The 20,856-nt window shown below is 44.5% G+C and carries 19 protein-coding genes; 7 read left to right on the plus strand and 12 right to left on the minus strand.

The features are described from left to right. Positions 1-3: 3 nt before the first annotated feature. The 4 genes from ACFORK_RS11295 to ACFORK_RS11310 all read right to left on the minus strand — a co-directional run bounded on the left by ACFORK_RS11295 (position 4) and on the right by ACFORK_RS11310 (position 5,748). Positions 4-1,842 carry a sensor histidine kinase gene (locus ACFORK_RS11295; protein WP_379198771.1) on the minus strand — a complete coding sequence of 613 codons (1,839 nt, stop codon included), beginning with the start codon at positions 1,840-1,842 and terminating at the stop codon, positions 4-6. Positions 1,843-1,990: 148 nt separating this feature from the next. Continuing rightward, positions 1,991-3,652, minus strand: a complete 1,662-nt coding sequence (locus tag ACFORK_RS11300; protein ID WP_379198773.1) for an extracellular solute-binding protein — start codon at positions 3,650-3,652, stop codon at positions 1,991-1,993. Positions 3,653-3,923: 271 nt separating this feature from the next. Then, positions 3,924-4,808 (minus strand): carbohydrate ABC transporter permease, encoded by an 885-nt coding sequence (locus ACFORK_RS11305; RefSeq protein WP_379198775.1) that lies wholly within the window; start codon positions 4,806-4,808, stop codon positions 3,924-3,926. A gap of 19 nt (positions 4,809-4,827) precedes the next feature. Next, positions 4,828-5,748 carry an ABC transporter permease gene (locus ACFORK_RS11310; RefSeq protein ID WP_379198777.1) on the minus strand — a complete coding sequence of 307 codons (921 nt, stop codon included), beginning with the start codon at positions 5,746-5,748 and terminating at the stop codon, positions 4,828-4,830. A 147-nt stretch (positions 5,749-5,895) separates the two neighbouring features. Between ACFORK_RS11310 and ACFORK_RS11315 the strand changes: the two genes are divergently transcribed. Next, positions 5,896-6,639 carry a glycoside hydrolase family 16 protein gene (locus ACFORK_RS11315; RefSeq protein ID WP_379198779.1) on the plus strand — a complete coding sequence of 248 codons (744 nt, stop codon included), beginning with the start codon at positions 5,896-5,898 and terminating at the stop codon, positions 6,637-6,639. 210 nt (positions 6,640-6,849) lie between these two features. Next, positions 6,850-7,713, plus strand: a complete 864-nt coding sequence (locus ACFORK_RS11320) for a phosphotransferase enzyme family protein (RefSeq protein ID WP_379198781.1) — start codon at positions 6,850-6,852, stop codon at positions 7,711-7,713. Positions 7,714-7,757: 44 nt separating this feature from the next. Here ACFORK_RS11320 and ACFORK_RS11325 read toward each other — a convergent pair whose 3' ends face one another. Beyond that, positions 7,758-8,612, minus strand: coding sequence for a LysR family transcriptional regulator (locus ACFORK_RS11325; protein ID WP_379198783.1), 855 nt, complete (start codon positions 8,610-8,612; stop codon positions 7,758-7,760). A gap of 337 nt (positions 8,613-8,949) precedes the next feature. On the opposite strand from ACFORK_RS11325, the gene ACFORK_RS11330 reads away from it, so the two are divergent. Continuing rightward, a complete protein-coding gene (locus ACFORK_RS11330; protein WP_379198785.1) occupies positions 8,950-9,936 on the plus strand; it encodes a zinc-binding dehydrogenase in 987 nt (328 codons plus the stop codon). A 14-nt stretch (positions 9,937-9,950) separates the two neighbouring features. Here the strand turns inward: ACFORK_RS11330 and ACFORK_RS11335 are convergent, their stop codons facing one another. Then, entirely contained in the window at positions 9,951-11,390 is a 1,440-nt protein-coding gene (locus ACFORK_RS11335) for a serine hydrolase domain-containing protein (protein WP_379198787.1), read from the minus strand. A 186-nt stretch (positions 11,391-11,576) separates the two neighbouring features. Between ACFORK_RS11335 and ACFORK_RS11340 the strand changes: the two genes are divergently transcribed. Both ACFORK_RS11340 and ACFORK_RS11345 read left to right on the plus strand, forming a co-directional pair. Continuing rightward, positions 11,577-12,203 carry a type 1 glutamine amidotransferase family protein gene (locus tag ACFORK_RS11340; protein ID WP_379198789.1) on the plus strand — a complete coding sequence of 209 codons (627 nt, stop codon included), beginning with the start codon at positions 11,577-11,579 and terminating at the stop codon, positions 12,201-12,203. 146 nt (positions 12,204-12,349) lie between these two features. Beyond that, entirely contained in the window at positions 12,350-13,573 is a 1,224-nt protein-coding gene (locus ACFORK_RS11345; RefSeq protein ID WP_379198791.1) for an ATP-binding protein, read from the plus strand. Between the two features lie 106 nt (positions 13,574-13,679). Here the strand turns inward: ACFORK_RS11345 and ACFORK_RS11350 are convergent, their stop codons facing one another. The 4 genes from ACFORK_RS11350 to ACFORK_RS11365 form a co-directional block, all read right to left on the minus strand. Continuing rightward, a complete protein-coding gene (locus tag ACFORK_RS11350; protein WP_379198793.1) occupies positions 13,680-14,597 on the minus strand; it encodes a DUF5643 domain-containing protein in 918 nt (305 codons plus the stop codon). 12 nt (positions 14,598-14,609) lie between these two features. Then, positions 14,610-15,800 carry a DUF5643 domain-containing protein gene (locus ACFORK_RS11355; protein ID WP_379198795.1) on the minus strand — a complete coding sequence of 397 codons (1,191 nt, stop codon included), beginning with the start codon at positions 15,798-15,800 and terminating at the stop codon, positions 14,610-14,612. Further along, positions 15,793-16,335: a sigma-70 family RNA polymerase sigma factor gene (locus ACFORK_RS11360; protein WP_379198797.1), complete on the minus strand. Its 543-nt coding sequence runs from the start codon at positions 16,333-16,335 to the stop codon at positions 15,793-15,795. Before ACFORK_RS11360 ends, ACFORK_RS11355 begins: the two co-directional genes overlap by 8 nt. Positions 16,336-16,494: 159 nt before the next feature. Further along, positions 16,495-16,923, minus strand: a complete 429-nt coding sequence (locus ACFORK_RS11365; protein WP_379198799.1) for an NUDIX hydrolase — start codon at positions 16,921-16,923, stop codon at positions 16,495-16,497. Positions 16,924-17,032: 109 nt separating this feature from the next. Here ACFORK_RS11365 and ACFORK_RS11370 point away from each other — a divergent pair, with 109 nt between their 5' ends. Next, positions 17,033-17,680 carry an MBL fold metallo-hydrolase gene (locus tag ACFORK_RS11370; RefSeq protein ID WP_379198801.1) on the plus strand — a complete coding sequence of 216 codons (648 nt, stop codon included), beginning with the start codon at positions 17,033-17,035 and terminating at the stop codon, positions 17,678-17,680. Between the two features lie 131 nt (positions 17,681-17,811). Further along, a complete protein-coding gene (gene mqo, locus ACFORK_RS11375) occupies positions 17,812-19,308 on the plus strand; it encodes a malate dehydrogenase (quinone) (RefSeq protein ID WP_379198803.1) in 1,497 nt (498 codons plus the stop codon). Positions 19,309-19,400: 92 nt separating this feature from the next. Here mqo and ACFORK_RS11380 read toward each other — a convergent pair whose 3' ends face one another. Together ACFORK_RS11380 and ACFORK_RS11385 are read right to left on the minus strand one after the other, a co-directional pair. After that, complete coding sequence (locus ACFORK_RS11380; RefSeq protein ID WP_379198805.1) at positions 19,401-20,174, minus strand: hypothetical protein; 774 nt, start codon at positions 20,172-20,174, stop codon at positions 19,401-19,403. Continuing rightward, positions 20,158-20,706, minus strand: coding sequence for an RNA polymerase sigma factor (locus ACFORK_RS11385; protein ID WP_379198807.1), 549 nt, complete (start codon positions 20,704-20,706; stop codon positions 20,158-20,160). The genes ACFORK_RS11380 and ACFORK_RS11385 overlap by 17 nt, the downstream gene beginning before the upstream one ends. Positions 20,707-20,856: the final 150 nt, after the last annotated feature.

Below are 20,856 nucleotides of genomic sequence, written 5' to 3' on the forward strand. Positions count from 1 at the left end.
GCCTTACCATCCTCCAAGATTCACATTTTCCCAAGGCAATCGTATGGTTACACAGGTATAGACGCCCTGCACACTATCGATCCATAGGCCGCAGCCCTTGCCGTAATGAAGCTGTATGCGTTTATGAACATTCTCCAAGCCCAGTCCATTCTTGCTGGTGACAATCGGCGTATCGGAGTCGCCCCGCAGCACAGCCTGCAAACTGGACAGCATCTTAGGGTCAACTCCTGCACCGTCATCCCGTATCTTGATGAGCTGAAAGCTGTCATTCTCTACGGATACGGTAATTTGGATGTTTACACTGCCACCCGAAGGTGCTGCGTGATGCACAGCATTTTCGACAATGGGCTGCATGCACATTTTAGGAATCGTATAGCGCAGCACCTCTTGCGGGAGATCCGCCGTCAATACAATGCTGCCACCTTCCATAAAGTTTATGAAACGGACATAGCTGTGTATGTTCGCCAGTTCTTCGCTAAGGGCAACAGTATCGCTGCGCCACTGCATGCTGTATCGTAGCTGTGAGCCTAACGACACCAATGCGTCGGCGATCGCTGGTTGCCGCTGAACCTCTGCCAGCATACGGATGGATTCCAGCGCGTTATATAAAAAGTGGGAGTTGATCTGCGAATGCAGCGAATGCAGCTGTGCGTTTTTGGCGATTAGCTGCTTATCCACCACCTGTGTCATCAGATGTTTGATCTCGTCTAGCATACTATTGTAGCTGACGGCCACCTCGTCGATTTCATCGCCAGGTTCATTTTCACCGAGACCGGTATTAATTTTCGCATCCAGTTGGCCTTGTCGCACCTTGCGCATAGAGACCAGTACTCTGTCTAATCGGCGAAAAATGCGCCGGGTGGTATGCGAAACGAGCAGCAGCATCAATAGCAGCACACATAATGTGATCGCTACTACGAGCAGATACCAGCTTCGCGGGCCCTCCATAAGCGCCTGATGGGAGGCAATATCCACTACATAGGCGTTCAGTGGGGCGATGTAGCGATAAAGTGCGTAGTACGTATGATCCCCTACATTGACTTTAATTGGATTATTCTGCTGCAGTACATCCAGCCGCTGATGAATGCTGCCAAGAATCTCATTCAGCTCGTTCCCGGACGTTTGCGCAAACATGTGCTGAGGATTGTATACAGATCGAGCAGAATTACTTCTGTCCATTACCACAGAAAAAAAATCTCCACCGCTCTCCTCTAGCAAATCGCTAAAAAACACGTTATGCGGGGTGCGAATTTCCATAATGGTGGGGAGCTTCTGCTGCTGACCCTGAAGGCGTACCAGCCGGTAATAGGAAAGGGTATGCTCGCCATCTTTAAAAGCAAATAAGCGGTGTGCGGCCCCGCCATCCTCCCGAAGCGTCACCCAGTAATTTTGCGGCCAAAACTTGTCATAATGATAGATTTCAGGCCAAATCTCAAATAGATTTGGATTATCGACATAGAAGCTGAGCTCACTGATCATCTCATGGCTCTGAATAATATTATGCATTTGCTCATATTGGTTTTGTCTAAATTTCACAAGACGCAGGCCATCCCCGCGCATATTGGAGTGAATAAAATCCACAAATGCCTTTTGATTCAGCGCAGTAGAGGAAGCGCTCTCAATAATCCCCAGTCTTGTACGCAGCTGTTCGTTAAGCCGTGAGACATGATTGCTGCCGGTGGCCATTGCATCCTTGTATAGCTGGCGTTCCTGTGTGCGTATAAATAATAAGGATACTAAAATTCCAGGGATGACAATCAGCATGCTAAAAGCTAGAAATAATTTCTTAGATATGCGCGAATTGCGGTAAAGCTTTCTTACTTTAGTAAGCAGATACATCATTTTAATAGCCTCCCTACCTTTGTAATATACCATATATTACAAACCGCCCGGTAGGTAACGAGGCTGTTGTTCCCAATGGTTAGAACCCCAGAAGCAGGGAGTACCGGCCACCATTTCGGTGACCGGTACAATCTTGGTACAAGCATTGTTACTCTGCCATTTTAGCTTTTCGCGCATCTAGTTCGGTCTGACGGTATTCCATCACCTTGTCAAAGCCATAGGTTCCGCGGCGGTCAAGGAAATTGTCGAAGATTTTATCAAACTCAGCTTCATTCTTGGCCGTAATCAGCTCAGGCATCACTTCCTCCCAATTCTGAGCAATACGCGCCCAGGACACGGATACATCAGAATCGCCTTGTGGATCTAGACCTTTGTAGATACCGCTATCAATATCAGCCCGCTGATTGGCGAAGTCCTCCATTTGCTTAAGGACAGGGGCTTTCGCCGGTCTCCACTGGTTAATGATTACAGGGTTACGCATCATCCAATAGGTATCCATGATGCCGTACTGCTTCTCCATTTTCTCAATATCGTTCTCCTGCAGATTAACCATTTCAGGCTTCAACTGCGGCTTGCCATCAACCATCTCCCATGTTTCACCTTCTTTACCAAGGAACAAATCTCTTTGTCCTTCTTCACTAGCCAGATAGGTCAAAAAGCTGATGGCTCGTTCAGGGTTTTTGGTAGATTTGCTAATCATCGTTACCATCCAGCCGTCCATGTTACCAGGGAATAGCTTAGGACCATCACCCTTGCTGTTCTTTGGCCCATCGACTGCGATGTAGTAGGAGTCCGGGTTGGAGCTTGCAGCCAGCATCGGATTGACAGCTGCCATTCCGTTCCACTCGCGAACCATCATGAAATAACGGGCATTGTTCGTTTTTTCCTCAACTTGAGTATCGGAATCCACCAGGAAATCTACATTAATCAGCCCGCGCTCGTAAGCTGTGCGGAAGGTTTTCAACCAAGCGACATAATCGGGATCGGTAACTCGGTCATATACCTTCCCGTCTTTCTCATGTGGTACGGCCAACAGATTCTGCAGATATTCAGTCATCCCGTAAGGAACATTCCCCTGTGCAAAGAAGGGACTGATAGGCTGACCTTTATACTGGGGATACTTATCCTTCAACAGTTGCAGCGCGTTCAAAAAGCCCTCTGGGGTGCTCAGATCCGGGCTACCCATTTCTTCATACAGATCCTTCCGCACCAGGAAGGTCTGGTTGGCGGCTGTCATGCCGGTTTCATGCATCAGGTTAGGGCTATAGGAATCATTTGGCACGCCATAAGTATTACCATTTTCTTGACGATACCACTTCAATGATCCTTCGCCAGCTACCTTGAAGAAGTAGGGATCGTACTTATCAGCCAATTCATTCAAGGCATACACATGATCGCCTTCCCATAGCTTTTTGACAGCGTTTTCCCAAGAACCCATCGAGATTAAGTCTGGCAGCTTGCCGGAGGTCATCATCAGGGTAACATGTTCATTCGCTTCCCCAGAAGGTACTTCCAGCTTGATGTTAACGCCAGTCTTTTCCGTGACATACTTGGAAGTTAAGCTATCACCCCAGGTTTGGCCGTACCAGTTAGCGCCTACGAACCAGGTTAAATCTACGGGGCTGGTATCCTGCTTCCATGCAGGTTCATCGGGATTGAGCTTTACTTCGCTCGGCGGCGACTGCGTACTATCCGTAGGTTGTGGGGTCGGGCTACTTTCGTTAGATGAATTGCTACACGCGGCCATACCTAGCGCCAAGGATGTAGCTAGAACAAGGGTCAAGCCTGGCTTGAGAAAATTGCGTTTCATGACAGGATCATCCTTTCTTTTTTCTGAACTTTGTATATAAGTTTTTATATAACTTGAACTAAAGAAAGAAACGAAAAGGGAGAAGGAGTGGAGGGGAAGATTGGAACTGTAGGAGCGTTAGCGATCGCCTTTGTCTCCAGATTTCAACCTCGACATGAGGTTAATTATAGAAGAAATCTGGAGACAACAGCGACCGAAAGTCCAAGCTTCACCGGAGCGACGCCGATCCTTATGTTAACATCTTAAGTTCAATATATATCGACGCATACACCTACCCTTTAATGGCTCCAATCATCACGCCTTTGACGAGATAGCGCTGAATGAAAGGATAAACTACCAGAATAGGCAGTGTGGCCACCATCATGGATGCAAATTTGATAGAGTTGCCGGGCAGCCGTGCGCCGAATTGCGCCATCGCTTGCTGCTGCATGAACGACATGGAGTTCTCTGCAATAATTTTGTACAACATAGTCTGCAGCGGCAGTAGGTTCTGGGAGCGGATGTAAATGACCCCCTGATAATAATCGTTCCAATGATAGACGGCTGAAAAAAGCGATATGGTCGCAATAACAGCCATGCTGTTAGGCAATACGATTCTGAATAGGACGCCATAGTCGGATGCACCGTCTACCTTCGCAGATTCCTCCAGGCTGTCGGGAATGGTGCGGAAGAAACTCATGAATATGACCATATTAAAGAAAGTGTACATGGAAGGAATGATGAATACCCAGAAATTATCGTATAGGCCAAGCTTCGTCATCAGGATAAACGAGGGGATCAGCCCCCCTGAGAATAGCATCGTAATCAAGGCGATTTTCATATACACCTTGCGACCGATCAGATTGGACTTGCTCATTCCGTAAGCGATAATGGCGGTAAACAACACATGCGTCGCTGTCCCGACCACCGTACGCAGAGTAGTGATGTAAAAGCCGTTCATCATCGTTTTATCGTTGAATACAACACTATAGCTGGCTAGCGAGAATTCTTTGGGAAACCAGTTGACGGTACCCAGCGATGCTTGCTGCGGCGCATTAAGCGAGTTCACGAACACAAACCACATCGGGTACAGTGTTAAAAAGCAAACCGCCAGCATTAGCAGGGTGTTACAGACCTCAAACACTCCAATCTGTCGAAATCTTCTGCGTCTTTCCATACTTCTCTCCTCCCTCCTTTTAAAAAATGCTATCGCCAGTTAGTTTCTTGGCTGTGGAATTAGCCAAAAATAACAAACCAAGCGCCACAATAGAGCGGGCGAACAGGACGGCTGTTGAGAAGGAATGACGCCCGGATACCAACCCCATGTTGTAGATGTACAAGTCCAGGCTTTCCGCCATTCTCATGTTCATGTTGTTCTTCAACATAAAGATCTGCTCAAAGTTACTGCCGAGGATCCCGCTGACAGCGAGGATGAACAGAATAGCGATGGTGGGGCGTATGCTCTGAATAGTGATATGCCACATCCGCTGCCACCGATTTGCGCCATCCAGCTCGGCCGCCTCGTATAGCCCCGGATCAATACCAGATATTGCTGCTATGTAGATAATGGCGCTCCAGCCGGTTTCTTTCAGCGTATCGGTGAAAAAGGTAATCCACCAAAAGTATTTAGGTTCGCTGTTAAACAGGATTTCGCGTTCCTGGAGTCCGAGCCCCATCATCAGCTGATTGATCACACCGCCCTCGCCCAGCCAGTTAAGTGCAATCCCGCCAAAAATCGTCCAGGCGATAAAGTGCGGAAGGTACGAAATGGTTTGTACCGTACGCTTAAATCGAAGACTCCGTATTTCATTGAGGAGCAAGGCAAACAAGATCGGAATGGGAAAGCCCAAAATTAGCTTGATGCTGCTCATCCCCAGGGTATTGCGGATCGAACGCCAAAACCGCTCATCCGACAAAAAATCCTGAAAGTGCTTCAGCCCGACAAATGGTGAATCAAGTAAGGGCTTGGCGATACTGTAGTCCATAAATGCAATAATGAGCCAAAACATGGGGATATAACAAAAGATAAACATCCAGATGATGCCTGGAATGACCATGCTTTGCAATTGCCACTGCTTAAGAAGCGCTTTCATTTGTCCCGTTCTGTATTGGAACATGTTCCGTCCCCCTTTCTATTTCATCGTATGAAAATGCGCATAGGAAAAAAAGCCCATGATTATGGACCCTATCCCATTATTTTAGATTTGTTTGACCAGGCGCAAAATTTAAGTATGCTGTGATTAAATGAGGGGAGTGTGTAAAGGATGCACAAGCTTGTATGGGAACAGAATTTCTTAAAGCAAAATGCTGATTTGAAAGAGTGGAATATTCGCCTTGGGAATGACTTACTTGATGACCATGGTAATCCTATAGCCCCAGGCTGGGGCAACAACGAGCAGCAGTTTTATAGTGATCATTCCAGCAATCTATTTTTCGATGAATTTGGTCTGAATTTATGCGCGCGCAGTGAAAATATAGAATCGGAGGGCCGTCATTTTGCATATACCTCGGCCCGTTTGGACACCAAGGATCACTTTTCCTTTTGCTACGGGAAGCTAGTTGTACGTGCAAAGCTGCCTGTAGGGCAAGGGTTATGGCCTGCTATCTGGCTGCTTCCACAGCACCAGACTTATGGGCCTTGGCCTGCTTCTGGCGAGATTGATATTCTGGAAGCCAAGGGCCGCTTGCCCCAGCAAATCTTTGGCACGTTGCACTACGGAAAGGACTGGGAACATAAAGTCATTGAGGAGTTCTCCTACCAATTAGAAGACGGAACGATAAACGAATTCCGTGATTATGCGCTGGAATGGGATGCAGAGGGAATACGTTGGCTGGTAGACGGGCATTGCTATGCCGAGCATCGTCTGGAGCCAGGTGTAACGCCTTTTGACGAGCCTTTTTATCTGCTACTTAACCTTGCGGTGGGTGGCTGGTATGACAATGTAGCCGTGGATGAATCTGCGCTGCCGGCGGTTATGACGGTTTCGGGGATTTGGCTGTACCAATAAGCTAGACCATGATGATTGGTCAGATTGAAAAGGCAAGGGCATACCCGTGTTGGGGATGCCCTATTTTTGCATAATGTTGATACAGTGAGCGGTAGCGATTATCCTCTCGATTTTATCTTGAAAGAATGACCACCTAATATTTACAATTAAGCTACGGCTGAGCAACCTTTTGCATTAGTTAAAAAGGAATTAGAGATCGGGGGATTCATTGTGATCAATGTTCAATGGAGTGAACAAGAACCATCTTTCGCTGAGTGGCTAAATCAAGGAATGGATATTACTTTCCGTGAAATAACAACTGGATTTGAAGCCGATATATTGTTATTGCAGAAGAAGGATGAACCTAAGTATGTGTTAAAGGTATGGAAACAACTTTTTAATTCACAAGCACATCAACAATATAAGTTCTTATTTAATGCGCAAATTGCAGGATTACCTGTCCCAACGCCTGTTGGTTGGGGAAAAACAGATACGGGGACAGAAGTTCTAGCCACTGATTTTTCAGGATATCCAGTCGATAAACCATCAAAGCGCCAAATCGAACAATTTGCAAGGGTTCTATATCAGATTCACCATACCCCAACCCATCATCTTGGATTGGATAGTGATACCGGGGGTGAAATTATTGATATAATTATAAATCAGTATTTTCCCGATATTGAACAGCATCAAGATATTATGATTATACTGGAAAGTTTGAAAGGAACCTATCCAGATCGAGAACGCAGGCTAATTCATGGTGATTTTAACTTAGGGAATATTCTTCTTAAAGATCATGAGATCACAATAATCGATTGGACTAATGTTCAAGTGGGAGATATCCGTTACGATGTAGCGTGGTCCGCTGTTCTGCTGTTAATATCTTTAGGTGAGAATGAATACAACTGGTTCAAGTCAGCCTATTTATCTCAGCAACCCTTTGAAGATATTGAACTAAATGTATTTGAAAGCATCGCTGCCTTAAGGTGGCTGCTGCTAAACAGGATCGTTTCATTTCCGAATGGAGAGGAAAAGAGCAAAGAACTGCAATGTTTTTTGGAGAAACGACTTCCAATAAACTTTGAACTTCGTTAAAGGGAACCAGATCAGAAGATGCTTAATGGAGCTAATACTTGCGTCTAAGCCTGCTCAATCATTTGGAGTAAGCTTGACAATGCACTGGAGAAAACCGAATTCCGGCGATACACGAACCATACCTGCAAATTACGATACCCTTCAGGCAAACGGTGGGAAGCGATGGCTCCAGCCTCTTCCGCTTTGGTAATCGACGATTGTGGTAGCAAAGATACGCCGAGTCCAGCGGCTACCCCACTTAGAATCACTTCTAACGTCCCAAACTCCATAATCTGATAAGCACTTATCCCGCTTTCGTTTAGGAAGCGTTCAGCTTTTGCCCGGTGTGTACATCCAACGTCAAAGAACAACATCGGCTTCGTAAGTAATTGGTGCATGTCGTTATTACCCGGTTGTGAGATTAGCACCAACTCCTCGTCGAAAGCCGCGATATGATCTATATCAGGCTGATCTATGGGTCCATACACAAAGGCTCCATCTAGTTCGTAATCAAGCACCTTTTGTAAGAGACCATGCGTTTCGCCAGTTACGAGGGATAGATTGACATCGGGGTATCGTAAGTGATATTTGGTCAGAAGAGGGGTGAGGTGAATAACCGCTGTCGTTTCGACAGAACCTACACGGAGAAGGCCCGCAGGGTGTTCCGAGTATTGTGTAGATTTCACAGCCTCGTCCATCAGCGTCAGTATTTTATCCGTATATTCTAGCAGGTTCTTACCTGCCGCCGTTAGTGTCATCCCCCGATTAGATCGACGAAAAAGAGGGAGCTTCAGCTCAGCTTCAAGCTGCTGGACCCGGCTCGTCACATTGGACTGGACATAGTTCAGAGCTTGTGCAGCCTTGGTTATAGTGCCCTCGCGTGCAACGGCTTGAAATATTCTCAAATCCCCACTTTCCATTTCCATCCACCTGCCTGGTATGATTCTTTTTGATAGTCGCCTTCATTTTTGATCATTTTACTGGATTATATCCTCTATGTACAATTCAATATATACGATGAATTTAAGATCCGAACGTAAAGCTCGGTCGTCACTACGGTGAATGTTTGGACTTCCGGTCGCTGTTGTCTCCAGATTTCTTCGATTGAACCGCTTCTAGCGGTTGAAATCAGGAGACAAAGGCGAACGCTGCGCTCCTACAGTTCCAATCATTCCACTCCATTCCTCCTCCCTTTCTGTTAATCTCTTTTGTTCATCTTATATATATTCATTAACAACGATTAAAGGAGTAATCAAAATGAAAGCCATTGTACATGCTGGGCAAAGTGGCCTGAAGGGCTTGAAATATAGGGATATTACAGATAGACAGCCGGGTGCTGGCGAAGTGAAGGTAAGGATAAAGGCTGCAGGACTGAACCATAGGGACTTGTTCATTATGGCAGGCCGGACAGAACAAGATGTCCCTCTAATTATTGGCTCTGATGGCGCGGGCAGGATTGAAGCAGTAGGTGAAGGTGTATCCCACCATACAGTGGGGGCTGCTGTCATCATTAACCCATGTCTCGGATGGGAATCTGTCGACAATGTTCCACACATTCCAGCCATTGTGGGCGGTCCTTCAGAAGGTACATTCGCCGAGTCTATTATCATCCCTGCACAAAATGCCATCAGTAAACCAGCGTACCTGTCTTGGGAAGAAGCGGGTGTGCTGCCCCTGTCTGCCTTGACCGCCTATCGTGCTCTGTTCACGAAAGGTCGCTTGCAGCAAGGGGAGCACGTCCTTATTCCTGGCATCGGCGGTGGTGTTGCGACTTATGCCATGATGATGGCGTTAGCAGCAGATGCACGTGTCAGTGTCACATCACGTAGTGAGGCGAAAAGACAAGCTGCCCTCACATATGGTGCTAACTATGCATTCGACAGTAACGGTGATTGGAAGGAATGTATGAATGGGAACAGCGTGGATCTCATCCTCGACAGCATCGGGCCTGCGACGTTCCCGCATTACTTTGACATTATTAGACCCAATGGCCGTATTGTCACGTTTGGTGCAAGCTCGGGAGATCGAATAGAGATCCCCGTTCGGTCCATATTTTTCCCGCAAATTAGTATCATCGGCACTTCTATGGGAAGCAGCGAAGAGTTTGCTGATATGCTGCAATTTATGGAACGCCACGGTCTTCGTCCTATCATTGATCGAGTATATCCTTTACAAGATACTGCCGAGGCATTTCACAGAATGCAGCAGGGAGAGCAATTCGGTAATATTGGAATAAGCGTTTAAGTATCGGTTCATTTTCATAATACCCCAGTTATGGTGTACGCCTCACTATCAAGAGATGCATTGTTGGAACATTGGAGTTCAATGGTTTTATTTCTAGTGGAAATATTGTATGTGATCACATAAGGCGTTTCAATGTAAAACAAAGTGAGCACCAAGGTATTTTCACTAGACCAATATGCATGAGTAACAACTTCTTGATCATGAAGGGCCAAGTCTTTCGTGAATAAGTCTCGTGCATGAACAAGAGTGTCAAACTCAAACCAATATCTCTTATTTACCTTGCTGTCATAAATCATTTGAAACTCTAATTGATTGTTTTGGAAAGAGAAACGGACTTCCTCTATGCACTGAGAATTGTCGTGAATAGTATATCGGGCATCCTTGAAAATGAATTCGTTGTTTATTAAATCCTTAGATGGTGGGAAGGGATAGGCAACGTTAGAAAGGTATTCTTGTAATGCAACTGCGTCTTCTAATTCCGAAGGAGTCCCATGATTGAATTGCCCAAGGATGTATTCATACACTAAGTCCAGGAGCGATTGCAGATGCTTCATACTGGGTAGGCAGGAGGTTGCTGCGATAACAATCCTCTCCTTAGGGGCTACAAAACAAAGTTGTCCGTATCCACCATTACCCATGAAACAATCATTACGACATAGAAATAATTGATAACCGTATCCTTTTGAAAAATCAATTCTGCTCTCGTCGCGCATCGTATCCGCATGTTTTGAGGTAGCAAGGTTAATGTATTTCTCCGATACAATTCTTCTACCCTTGAATATACCTTTCTCTAAAAGCATTTGACCAAATCGGGCAATTCCTTCGGTGGAAATGCTTAACCCCATTCCCCCAGCTGTAATTCCCATTGGACAAGTCTCCCACGATGGTCTGGGAATCTCTAAAGGTTCGAATAATCGTGGCATCAAGAAATCGACTAAATTCTGACCGGTTACTCTTTCAACAATAGCAGAGAGCATGTAAGTAGAGTGCGTACTATATCGATAATAACTTCCTGGCACATGATGTACCTCTTGAGATAGGAATGATGATATCCAGTCAGTATGCTTTACCACGTCGCCATAAATATTATTTTGATGACCAGCAGTCATTGATAAGAGATGATGTATGGTCATCTGTGACAAATTAGGCGATATATAATCAGGCAATTTGTCTGAGAAGAACGAGATCACCTTATCGTGTAGGTCGAAATATCCTTCATCCCAAGCTATTCCTACCGCAATAGATGTAAAGCTTTTACTAAGGGAAAATAATAATTGTGGTGTATCCTTTCGATAAGGCTCCCGATAAAATTGAGAAATAGCTTGCCCATCTTGCATTAAAATAAAACTATTTATATCTAAGTTCGACTCTTGCACTTTCTTGAAAAACGCTAATAAGTCTTTTGAAGATAAATCGTGATCTTCTGGAAGATTCTTAACGGTGGTTTGTACCATATCGTTCCTCCTCAAGTTAAGTTGCTATATGTTCTTGATAGATCAATCCATATTAATCCAATTATATAATAAAAAGCATCACTGACAGCAGATGTCAGTGATGCTTTTTTATAATGATGATAAACATTGATCACCGACCGATGGTTGAGATCACTGGTTGAATTGTAAAATAAGGAGAGCTTGAGAATGAATCATACCGTATACCTCTATGTATTCGACACAATGGCAGACTGGGAGATCGGTTATTTAACTGCTGAACTGAATTCGGGAAGATATTATAAAAAGGAAGTAGCCCCATCAAAAATAGTTACCGTGGGCATTGAAAAGACGCCAGTAACAACAATGGGCGGATTGAAAATACTACCTGACATCAAGCTGGATGAGTGTAACATTGAAAGCACAGATGCCTTGATTTTGCCCGGTGGAGATACATGGACAGAAGCCATTCACGAGCCCATTTTAAAAGTCGCTGAGAGGTGTTTGCAGGAAGGGGTATTAGTTGCGGGGATTTGTGGTGCCACATTTGGCCTTGCCCAAGCAGGACTACTAAATTCACGTAGGCATACAAGTAATGATCTGGAATTCCTTAAAATGATCTGCCCCACCTACATGGGCGAAGAGAATTACCAAATGGAATCTGCTGTAACGGATGGAAATCTGATCACTGCATCTGGAACGGCTCCGTTGGAGTTTTCTGTACATGTAATGAAAGCTCTGGGGGTGTTTTCTTCAAAAACATTAAATGCCTGGTATAGTCTTCATAAGACTCATGAATCCAAATATTTCTTTGAGTTGATGAATTCAATTCAGTAAAAGTATGTTACCATTTTTAGATACTCGCTGATATAATTAATTGCAACTATATGCAGAAAAGGGCATCCAGATGGGTGCCCTTATATTTCGCCTCTTGAGAGGTTGCATATTGAAAACGGTAAAATTAATTTGAATGTGGTGAATTCATGAAAGAATTGGATAGTGCGGTGAATCGAAGAACATATTATATAGTAATGGTAATGATCATCGTACTTATGGTTGCTGGATTAATACTTTCTACAACAGAGCTCGAGGGGATTACTTTTGGATACATTTTGCACGTTTTGTGTGTGATTTTTATATCTGCTTCTTTGTTGATCTATCCTAAGCATGAAACTCATTTTCTCAGAAAGATCATTATTCTATTAGCATTTGCTTACTTCTATCTTCTTTTCTTTTTATATCCTCAGACTTGGACCACCTATATTTTTATTTGCCTCATACCTGCTCTTTCTATTCTATTTTATGATTTAAAGCTGTTTTATTTTTCTTTTATTGTAAATGGGATATTGATAGCTCTTACTTTTAGTTATATCTTCTTGATTGATATGAATAGAGGTAATTTATATGCATATTTACATCAAGATAGTATAGGTAATCTTATAAATATAATAGCTATTCAAGCCTTATTATTTCTTATTTTTTATCTCTCTTTTAGAAGAATGAGAAGTCAGCAAGTTTATTATGAACAATTACAGCAATCTGAGCGGTTAAAGATGGTCGCACATTTAACAGCAGCTGTGGCACATGAAATTAGAAACCCGGTAACAGTGGTTAGAGGTTTTTTGCAGTTTTACAAAGAAGATGCTTCATTTAGTGATCCTATCAAAAACAAGTTCAAATTAATGATAGATGAATTGAACACAGTGGAACAAATTATCTCGCAATTCCTCACACTTTCCAAACCGAATGGAGACCAGACAACAGAGAAAGTCGATGTGAATGAAGTTCTACAGAGGGTTTCAGGGCTGCTCAATTCGTATGCAATGCTATCTGATAATCAAATCCATATAAATGTAGAGGAAGACTGCATTATTTCCATCAATAAAATTGAGTTTAAGCAGCTGCTCATTAATTTAATAAAAAATGCTTTAGAAGCTTCGGATGTTGGTAAATCCGTATTTATTATCGCAAAGAGAAACAATAATTTTGTTGAGATAAAAATCATCGATGAAGGCAGCGGAATGTCAGAAGCTGAGGTTAAGCTGCTAGGCACTCCTTTCTATTCAGTGAAAAGTAATGGAACAGGGTTAGGGTTAATGATCTGTTTTAATATCGTAGCAAAATATGATGGAGAGATTCATTATGAAAGCTCTGAAGGTCATGGGACAACCGTTAATATTCGCTTTTCAGCTAAGAATGATCAGTAATAGTAGACTTTCTCACAATGGAAAAGGGGATTACCTCAGGCTGTGCGGCCCGATCGGTAATCCCCTTTTTTCAGATAAGTATGAATCTATTGGCTTGCGACAATGACTATTTCAAAGGAATTTTGATTTCCAGTTGCTTATTGTAGTTTTTAACTACATCCCCTTTGGCATCCAATTTATATGCCCCGGAGTTGCCTTTTTCGAACACTGCTTCATAAGGTCTGAGGGTCAGATATTGTGCGTCCGGGCGGATCTTCTGGAGCAACAAATCTTCAGTAGTAGTATCCTTGGAGGTTTTAGTAGATTCCCGGGCAATGAATTCTACTTTATTCCCCAGATCATCGTAAGCGTCATATCCTATAGCGTGCGCTTGCTCCGGTACTCCTGTAACCGTTAATCCAATGCGTACAGAAGCTTCTCCCACAGCAACTCGGTTGGCCTGGATTTTAAATTGCTTATCTGACTTTGCAGCAGATGCTGTAATGTTACGCACCAATCCGCCTTTCTTGAATGAAAACTTCAGTGTATACGGATCTTGGATTCCTTGTAGCTTCAAATCAACACTCAATTCAGAGGAGGCCAGGCTGGCCCTTTGTTTCTCATCTAACCATCCTGTTTGCAAAACAATGACCGCCTTGTTGGCATCACCGCCACTGATCCAGCGTGGTGACTTAAACTGAATCCCTTCTGGGTTTGATATTGCTGCGTCTACTCTAATGAGTGATCCATCTGACAGATAAGGCTTACCTTCATCATCATAGTTTAGTGCTGCAAAATTTCCTGGATATGAAGACGTCTCACGGCTCAGATTGATCTTAATATAATTACCGTCAAACTGTGCAACGCCTGTTAAAGTAACCTTATCGTGTGAATCGGAGGCTTTCGCTGTATTTAGCAACGTGTTAGCGGCTGGTTGAACAGCGGCTGCATGGGTTGTGGCCGGTATTCCCAGCCCGCCAAGACCTACAGCAGCAGCAAATAGAAGTGCAGACAATTTCATTGTTTTTGTTCTCATGATATCCATCTCCTAAGTTTATTATTGGACTAGCACGCTTATCTTAAGACCATCAATGTAATGCTTAACTATGTTGCCGGAACTGTCTATTTTGAATGCTCCAGTCTTACTTTTCGGGTCTTCGAACTCATTAAGATAGGCACGGATGGTGAGTCTATTAGGATGCTTGTCGAACGGCTCAGTCAGCAAATCCACATGAAATGATCCATTGGTAGACGGGAGGTTTTTTTGTGATATAAAATTCAGCACCTCTCCCTGATCATCCTTTACTTCAAAGGATACTCCGTCCAGAGCGGATGGATCTCCATCTGGCCCTGGTTCAAACATGAGCGATAGACGAGTTGTTAATGGACTGTATTCCAGCTTTTGCAGCAGCATAGTCCATCCTTCTGCGTGTGCGCTTATATCAGGTGTGGAAATCGTATTCGTTGTGACCTTCCGTGCAGGGATTTGAAGAATATACGGTTCATCAATGTCTTGTAAGCCAATCGTTACGGTCAGTACGAATTGATCCGGGAACGGTTTGGCGGAGAGACCCAGATTCGAAGAATCCACCAGTCGGAAAATAGCGGTATTCTCCTCCTTGCCTGCCTGCCAGGTTAGGACCGGCATAGATTGTAAACGACCATCTGAGTAATCCTCCAAGGGAGCTCCGTTGATCAATACTTCTCCAGAGATTATTGTGCCTTTGTTTAGAACAAGCTTTCCATCAGGCCCAATCTCCATTCTAGTTATCTTTCCATCAGGCCCTACCGCCAAAGGCGTTAGCTTAACGCCCGCTGCTTCTCCCTCACCCTTCACGGCAAATGCTAAACGGTTACCGTCAAATACTGCCTCTTCGGCAGACAAGGTGATTCCATCATGCGTATCACTGCTGTTCGGGCGGGAGATCAGACCCAAACGCTGGGCGGCCTGTAGCCCCAGATCATCTGCCCGTTCAAAAATGCCGCCTACCCATGGAAGCTGCTTCAGCGCATTGGCCAATGCTGGCGGATAGATTGCCGTTAGCATAACACTGAGCAATAATGCCGCAGCCACAGCTGCGATCTTGGGATATATCTTTCTTTTCTTCTTCTTCTCCGGAGGATCTTGGACAATGGTGGCCAGAGATTCATAAATGGAATCCTGCCGTGATCGTAATAAAGGAGGAAGTTCCGGTGTACTAGTTCTCCCTAGCTCCCTAAGCTGCTTTTCCAAATTATTATTATTCATTTGCAAGCCCCTCCTCCCGCACAGGATGTATCTGTTTGGATAACAATCGCCGTGCGCGGTGAAGTCGTGCCTTGACCGCTCCTTCAGAGATATTAAGCACATCCGCAATCTGCTTAATGGATAAATCCTCATAGTAGAAAAGCACGATAGCAAGCCGCAGGGATTCGTCCAGCTCGTTAATGAAGCTTTGCAGGTCCACAGTCCCTGAATTTTCAAAATAAGCGTAAGAAACGTCCGTTTCTTCGGGAACTTCCGCCACAACCACCGTTCGTTCTCGAATGCGGAGCAACTGATTGCATTCATTAATCAGGATGCGTATGACCCAGGTTTTGAAAAACTTGGGCTCTTTAAGGTTGGCCAACCCTTTGTATACCTTGAGTGTCGTTTCCTGAAGAGCATCCGCACAATCTTCATCTTTCATCAAAATGGTCTTAGCTAATCTGTACAACTGTGATTCCAGTTGCCTGAAAAGACGGATAAACGCCTCATGGTCGCCTCTCTGCGCCTTTTTGATATCCATTTCGTTTTCCAGCAATTCATTGTTCCTCCTTGAGGGCCCTCTATATGATTAGATGGAGAAGTCATACAAAAAGTTATTTTCATGGAAAAAAATTTGAAACGCAGACATAACGAAAGGCACCCCATCAGGTGCCTCACCATTTGGCTTAATAGATAATGAGCTTCACAACCACAATTATTCAATCCATTTTCTTGGCCCAATACTATGGAATAGCTGTTGTCGATCATCATTTATTGCGTCTTCTATACGTTTACAGGTGAAGTCACTTATCGGTCTTGGGAGATCATCTCTTGAGCAGAATCTGCATTCTAAAATTTCGGGCGAACTTGGTTGAGGTGCTTGATCACTCTCATTCACTGCAATGAATACAAAATGATGCATGTCATAGTCGGGATCGTAATAAATACCTGTTAATTGACGCACGTCCACTTTTAACCCTACTTCTTCATATATTTCTCTTTTTGCTGTTTCCTCCGCAGACTCGTTATCCTCAGCTTTTCCGCCTGGCAAGTCCCAATTGTTTTTTCCATAACTGTGTTTTACCAATAATACTCTTCCTGCGGAATCCAAGATAACTGCTGCTGCTCCAATTCGCTTAGGCAAGATATTCCCCCCCTTAGGATATTGAACACTATTTATTTGATTTAATGTTATAATTATCAAGTTGTTATGTATATTATTTTCTTTAAAAACATGAGGAGAGAATGTAATTATGCAAATAGAAAAAATTAAGAATAGAAGTGTGTTGTTTACTACCCGAACGGCTTCAGGATGGGATTTAAATGTTCAACTTATTCTGGGGGATAAATACAATTATCTTATTGATACAGGGCTTGGCTCTCTAACCATTGCAGCGATCAAAGAATACATAGGGCATAACAACAAACCAATCATTGTGATAAATACACATCATCACTGGGATCATATTTGGGGTAATAGCTCAGTTCAAGATTGTATGATCATATCTCATAGGCTATGTGGAGAGATGATAGAGCAGAATTGGGAGAACACGTTCGAGAAGTTTAAAATGTATCTTGAGGGTGAAGCAGAAATGCATCTGCCCAATCTGACGTTTGAACAAGAACTGTATTTTCCTGAAGATAAAATAAGGCTTATCTATACCCCTGGCCATACCGTGGATTCTATAAGTGTACTTGATGAAGTAGATAAAGTGATCAATGTAGGCGATAATATCGGCGACTCCATGGATGAGATTATTCCTAGTCTTTATGGGGAAAAGGAAGATTATATCCGCACACTCTTGAAGTATCGAGAGATGGATTTTGATACTTGTATATCTGGTCATAACATTGTTTTAGACAAGCAGGTTATTGATAAAATACTGAGCATCATTTCTTGAGAAGAAAGCTGTAAAAAACTTAATCTATAAAATTAAAAGTGATATACTAGGTTCAGGTTATAATTGAGAAGATGTAAGCTCAGATCGCACTGCATCTTTTCTTCAAATACTAACGTGTAAGGGCGGTATACATGAGCAGCAGACAAACCGAAACAGACGTTATTTTAATTGGTGCCGGAATCATGAGTGCGACGTTGGGGACATTGTTGAAAGAATTAGTACCCGATTGGAAAATCACAGTGTTTGAGAAGCTAGCTAGCGCAGGAGAGGAAAGCTCCAACGAATGGAATAATGCGGGAACGGGGCATGCTGCACTATGCGAGCTTAACTACACTACCGAAAAACCGGACGGAACCATAGATATCAGCAAAGCTGTCATTGTGAATGAGCATTTTCAAGATTCCATGCAGTTTTGGTCTTATCTTGTGAGCAGTGATCTGATTCGTAATCCGCAAGACTTTATCATGCCATTGCCACATATGAGTATGGTACTCGGGGAAAAGAATGTAGCGTTCTTGAAGGAACGTTTTAAAGCGCTCTCAAATCATCCGTTGTTTCAAGGTATGGAATTCTCCGATGATCCCGAGCAATTGCAGCAATGGATACCGCTGATTATGAAGGACCGGCCATTGGATGAGCCGATCGCAGCAACTAAAATCGAATCTGGCACGGATGTTAACTTTGGCGCTTTAACGCGCATGCTGTTCAACCATTTAAAGACTAAGAATGTCGATATTCATTACAAGCATGGTGTTGAAGATATTAAACGGACCAGCGATGGCTTATGGGAACTGAAGGTACGGAATGATCGTGGTCAAGTTGAACGCCGTACGGCGAAGTTTGTCTTTATCGGCGGTGGGGGAGGAAGCCTTCCTTTGCTGCAAAAGTCTGGTATCCCTGAGAGCAAGCATATTGGTGGATTCCCGATCAGCGGTCTGTTCATGGTGTGTAATAAACCGGAAGTTGTAGCCCAGCATCATGCCAAAGTATACGGCAAAGCTAAGGTCGGCGCCCCGCCAATGTCTGTTCCGCATCTAGACACCAGATTTATCGATAATAAAAAATCGCTACTCTTTGGACCGTTTGCCGGGTTCTCGCCCAAGTTCTTGAAGACCGGTTCGATGTTTGACTTGTTAGGTTCTGTGAAACCTAATAACGTGCTAACAATGCTGGCGGCAGGGGCCAAAAATCTGTCTCTGACCAAATACCTGATCCAGCAAGTGATGCTTTCGAAGGAACAGCGTATGGAAGAGCTGCGGGAGTTCATCCCAAATGCTAAAAGTGAGGACTGGGATCTATTGGTGTCCGGTCAGCGTGTGCAGGTCATCAAGGATACGGCTGCGGGCAAAGGAACGCTGCAATTTGGTACAGAAGTGGTTTGTGCCGCTGATGGATCGATTGCCGCATTGCTCGGCGCTTCTCCAGGTGCTTCTACCGCTGTTTCCGTCATGCTTGAGGTGATCGAGAAATGCTTCCCGCAACATCTACAAGATTGGGAACCGAAAATAAAAGAAATGATTCCTTCCTACGGAGTGTCACTAGTGGAAAACCCAGATCTTATTCAGAAAATTCATACTTCTACAGCGCAGACACTGGGTTTAAGTAGTGAACAGCAGACCGCGAGGTAGGCGATATGAAAAATAATTGAGACAGCCCTCGTTCCTGAATTCCATGGAACGAGGGCTGTTTTGCTTTTCTGAGAACCATCCTTTCCGTTAGGTTATTCAGGTGAATAACTGGACAGCACAGTTCCATGTTCGCTCAAGGCTTCAATTCTGAATTCGTTGACCGGTACGAGCATGTCGACGAACCAATAGCGCGAGCCATTCGGTCCTGGGGAGAGCTGCGCATCCCACGCCTTGCCGGACCCGTCTACGACCCGGATGCCTGCGATGCTGGATTGGAGCAGTTTCCCAGTAAATAGATTAAGGCCATCGTACGTTATTTTTCCGTCCCACGATACGCCAGTCATCACGAGATTATCGATTCCTCCAGCTTGACCCCTGAAGACGTGAGACCAACCATCGAGGCCGGTACCGATGGAACGATCTCCGCCGTAGTCGGTCCATCTCAAAATGTCGATGGATAAGGCGGAACTTAGCGCGGGGTTTGAAGGTACAGAATAGATCAATTCGAGATGGTCGTTGACACGTTTCTCGGATAGAATTTCTTTCTGCTGTGCCTGGCTGCTGCTCGAATTAATCAATCTGTCCCGGATGTGCGGATCGAGCGTACCGATGGTTCCACCTGCTTGGGTGGAGGCAACTGGCGCCACGTTCGATGTAAGCATGTTCGAGTAGAGAAGAATTGTGCAAGCGACGGCGGCAATCATTACCGCTCCAACCCTTTTTCGCTTGAAAAAGGTGCTTCGGGCTGCTGCCGTAACCGCCTTCGTAGAAATATCAGCCACATGTGCTTCAGTGAAATTACGCGTTCGGAACGGCTGATCCTCTTTCAAAGTGTCGTACCAATCCGGATTAGATAAACTGTCCATGGGTTTCATCCTCCTTGAGCAGCTTTGATAATTTTTGGCGTGCAGTGAATAATCTTGATTTCACGGTGCCTTCGGGAACCCCGAGCAGCGAAGCAATCTCGGCGAGCGACAGTTGATGCCTCGCATGAAGCAACAGAACCTCTCTATGCTTGGCAGATAGACAGAACACCTGACGCCAAACTTCGTTGGTCGCCTCTTCATCCAGGAACGCTTGCTCGGCAGAGCGCTGGTTGCCGTTTGGGATAATGACATCGAGCAGCAGTGTTTTTCGGAAGAAGGCTGAATTTCTATAGTTGTAGCTCAGGTTGCGTGTAATGCGGAGCAGCCATGTTTTCACGGATGCCTCCCCGCGAAACGAGGCGAGGTGTCGGTATGCCTTTAGAAAGACGTCCTGCGTAATATCGTCCGCCATACTCCGGCTACGGCAGATCAAATAGGCATAGTTCCATACTTCTTGGCCGTATTCGCGCATGAGTGACTCAAGTGTATTAGCATCCATGGGAGCAGCGTATTTCAAGTAATCGTCGTCCACCGGCGATCACCTCCTAAAGAATAGACAAGATAGAGGGGCTATCGGTTCATTTGGCACATCGCCTATACGCCCTCTCCCAGGAATAATCGTGGCAGATAACTAGACGAAAGTATAGAGAAATACAGGACAAGAGGGACTTGTATCAGATTT

This window comes from Paenibacillus sp. GCM10012306 (assembly GCF_042649265.1).
Taxonomy (GTDB): Bacteria; Bacillota; Bacilli; order Paenibacillales; family Paenibacillaceae; genus Paenibacillus_AQ.

Coding starts and splice junctions, on each gene's coding strand:
- ACFORK_RS11295 (WP_379198771.1), bottom strand. CDS start 1,842: ATGATGTATCTGCTTACTAAAGTAAGAAAGCTTTACCGCAATTCGCGC.
- ACFORK_RS11300 (WP_379198773.1), bottom strand. CDS start 3,652: ATGAAACGCAATTTTCTCAAGCCAGGCTTGACCCTTGTTCTAGCTACA.
- ACFORK_RS11305 (WP_379198775.1), bottom strand. CDS start 4,808: ATGGAAAGACGCAGAAGATTTCGACAGATTGGAGTGTTTGAGGTCTGT.
- ACFORK_RS11310 (WP_379198777.1), bottom strand. CDS start 5,748: ATGTTCCAATACAGAACGGGACAAATGAAAGCGCTTCTTAAGCAGTGG.
- ACFORK_RS11315 (WP_379198779.1), top strand. CDS start 5,896: ATGCACAAGCTTGTATGGGAACAGAATTTCTTAAAGCAAAATGCTGAT.
- ACFORK_RS11325 (WP_379198783.1), bottom strand. CDS start 8,612: ATGGAAAGTGGGGATTTGAGAATATTTCAAGCCGTTGCACGCGAGGGC.
- ACFORK_RS11330 (WP_379198785.1), top strand. CDS start 8,950: ATGAAAGCCATTGTACATGCTGGGCAAAGTGGCCTGAAGGGCTTGAAA.
- ACFORK_RS11335 (WP_379198787.1), bottom strand. CDS start 11,390: ATGGTACAAACCACCGTTAAGAATCTTCCAGAAGATCACGATTTATCT.
- ACFORK_RS11340 (WP_379198789.1), top strand. CDS start 11,577: ATGAATCATACCGTATACCTCTATGTATTCGACACAATGGCAGACTGG.
- ACFORK_RS11345 (WP_379198791.1), top strand. CDS start 12,350: ATGAAAGAATTGGATAGTGCGGTGAATCGAAGAACATATTATATAGTA.
- ACFORK_RS11350 (WP_379198793.1), bottom strand. CDS start 14,597: ATGGATATCATGAGAACAAAAACAATGAAATTGTCTGCACTTCTATTT.
- ACFORK_RS11355 (WP_379198795.1), bottom strand. CDS start 15,800: ATGAATAATAATAATTTGGAAAAGCAGCTTAGGGAGCTAGGGAGAACT.
- ACFORK_RS11370 (WP_379198801.1), top strand. CDS start 17,033: ATGCAAATAGAAAAAATTAAGAATAGAAGTGTGTTGTTTACTACCCGA.
- mqo (WP_379198803.1), top strand. CDS start 17,812: ATGAGCAGCAGACAAACCGAAACAGACGTTATTTTAATTGGTGCCGGA.
- ACFORK_RS11380 (WP_379198805.1), bottom strand. CDS start 20,174: ATGGACAGTTTATCTAATCCGGATTGGTACGACACTTTGAAAGAGGAT.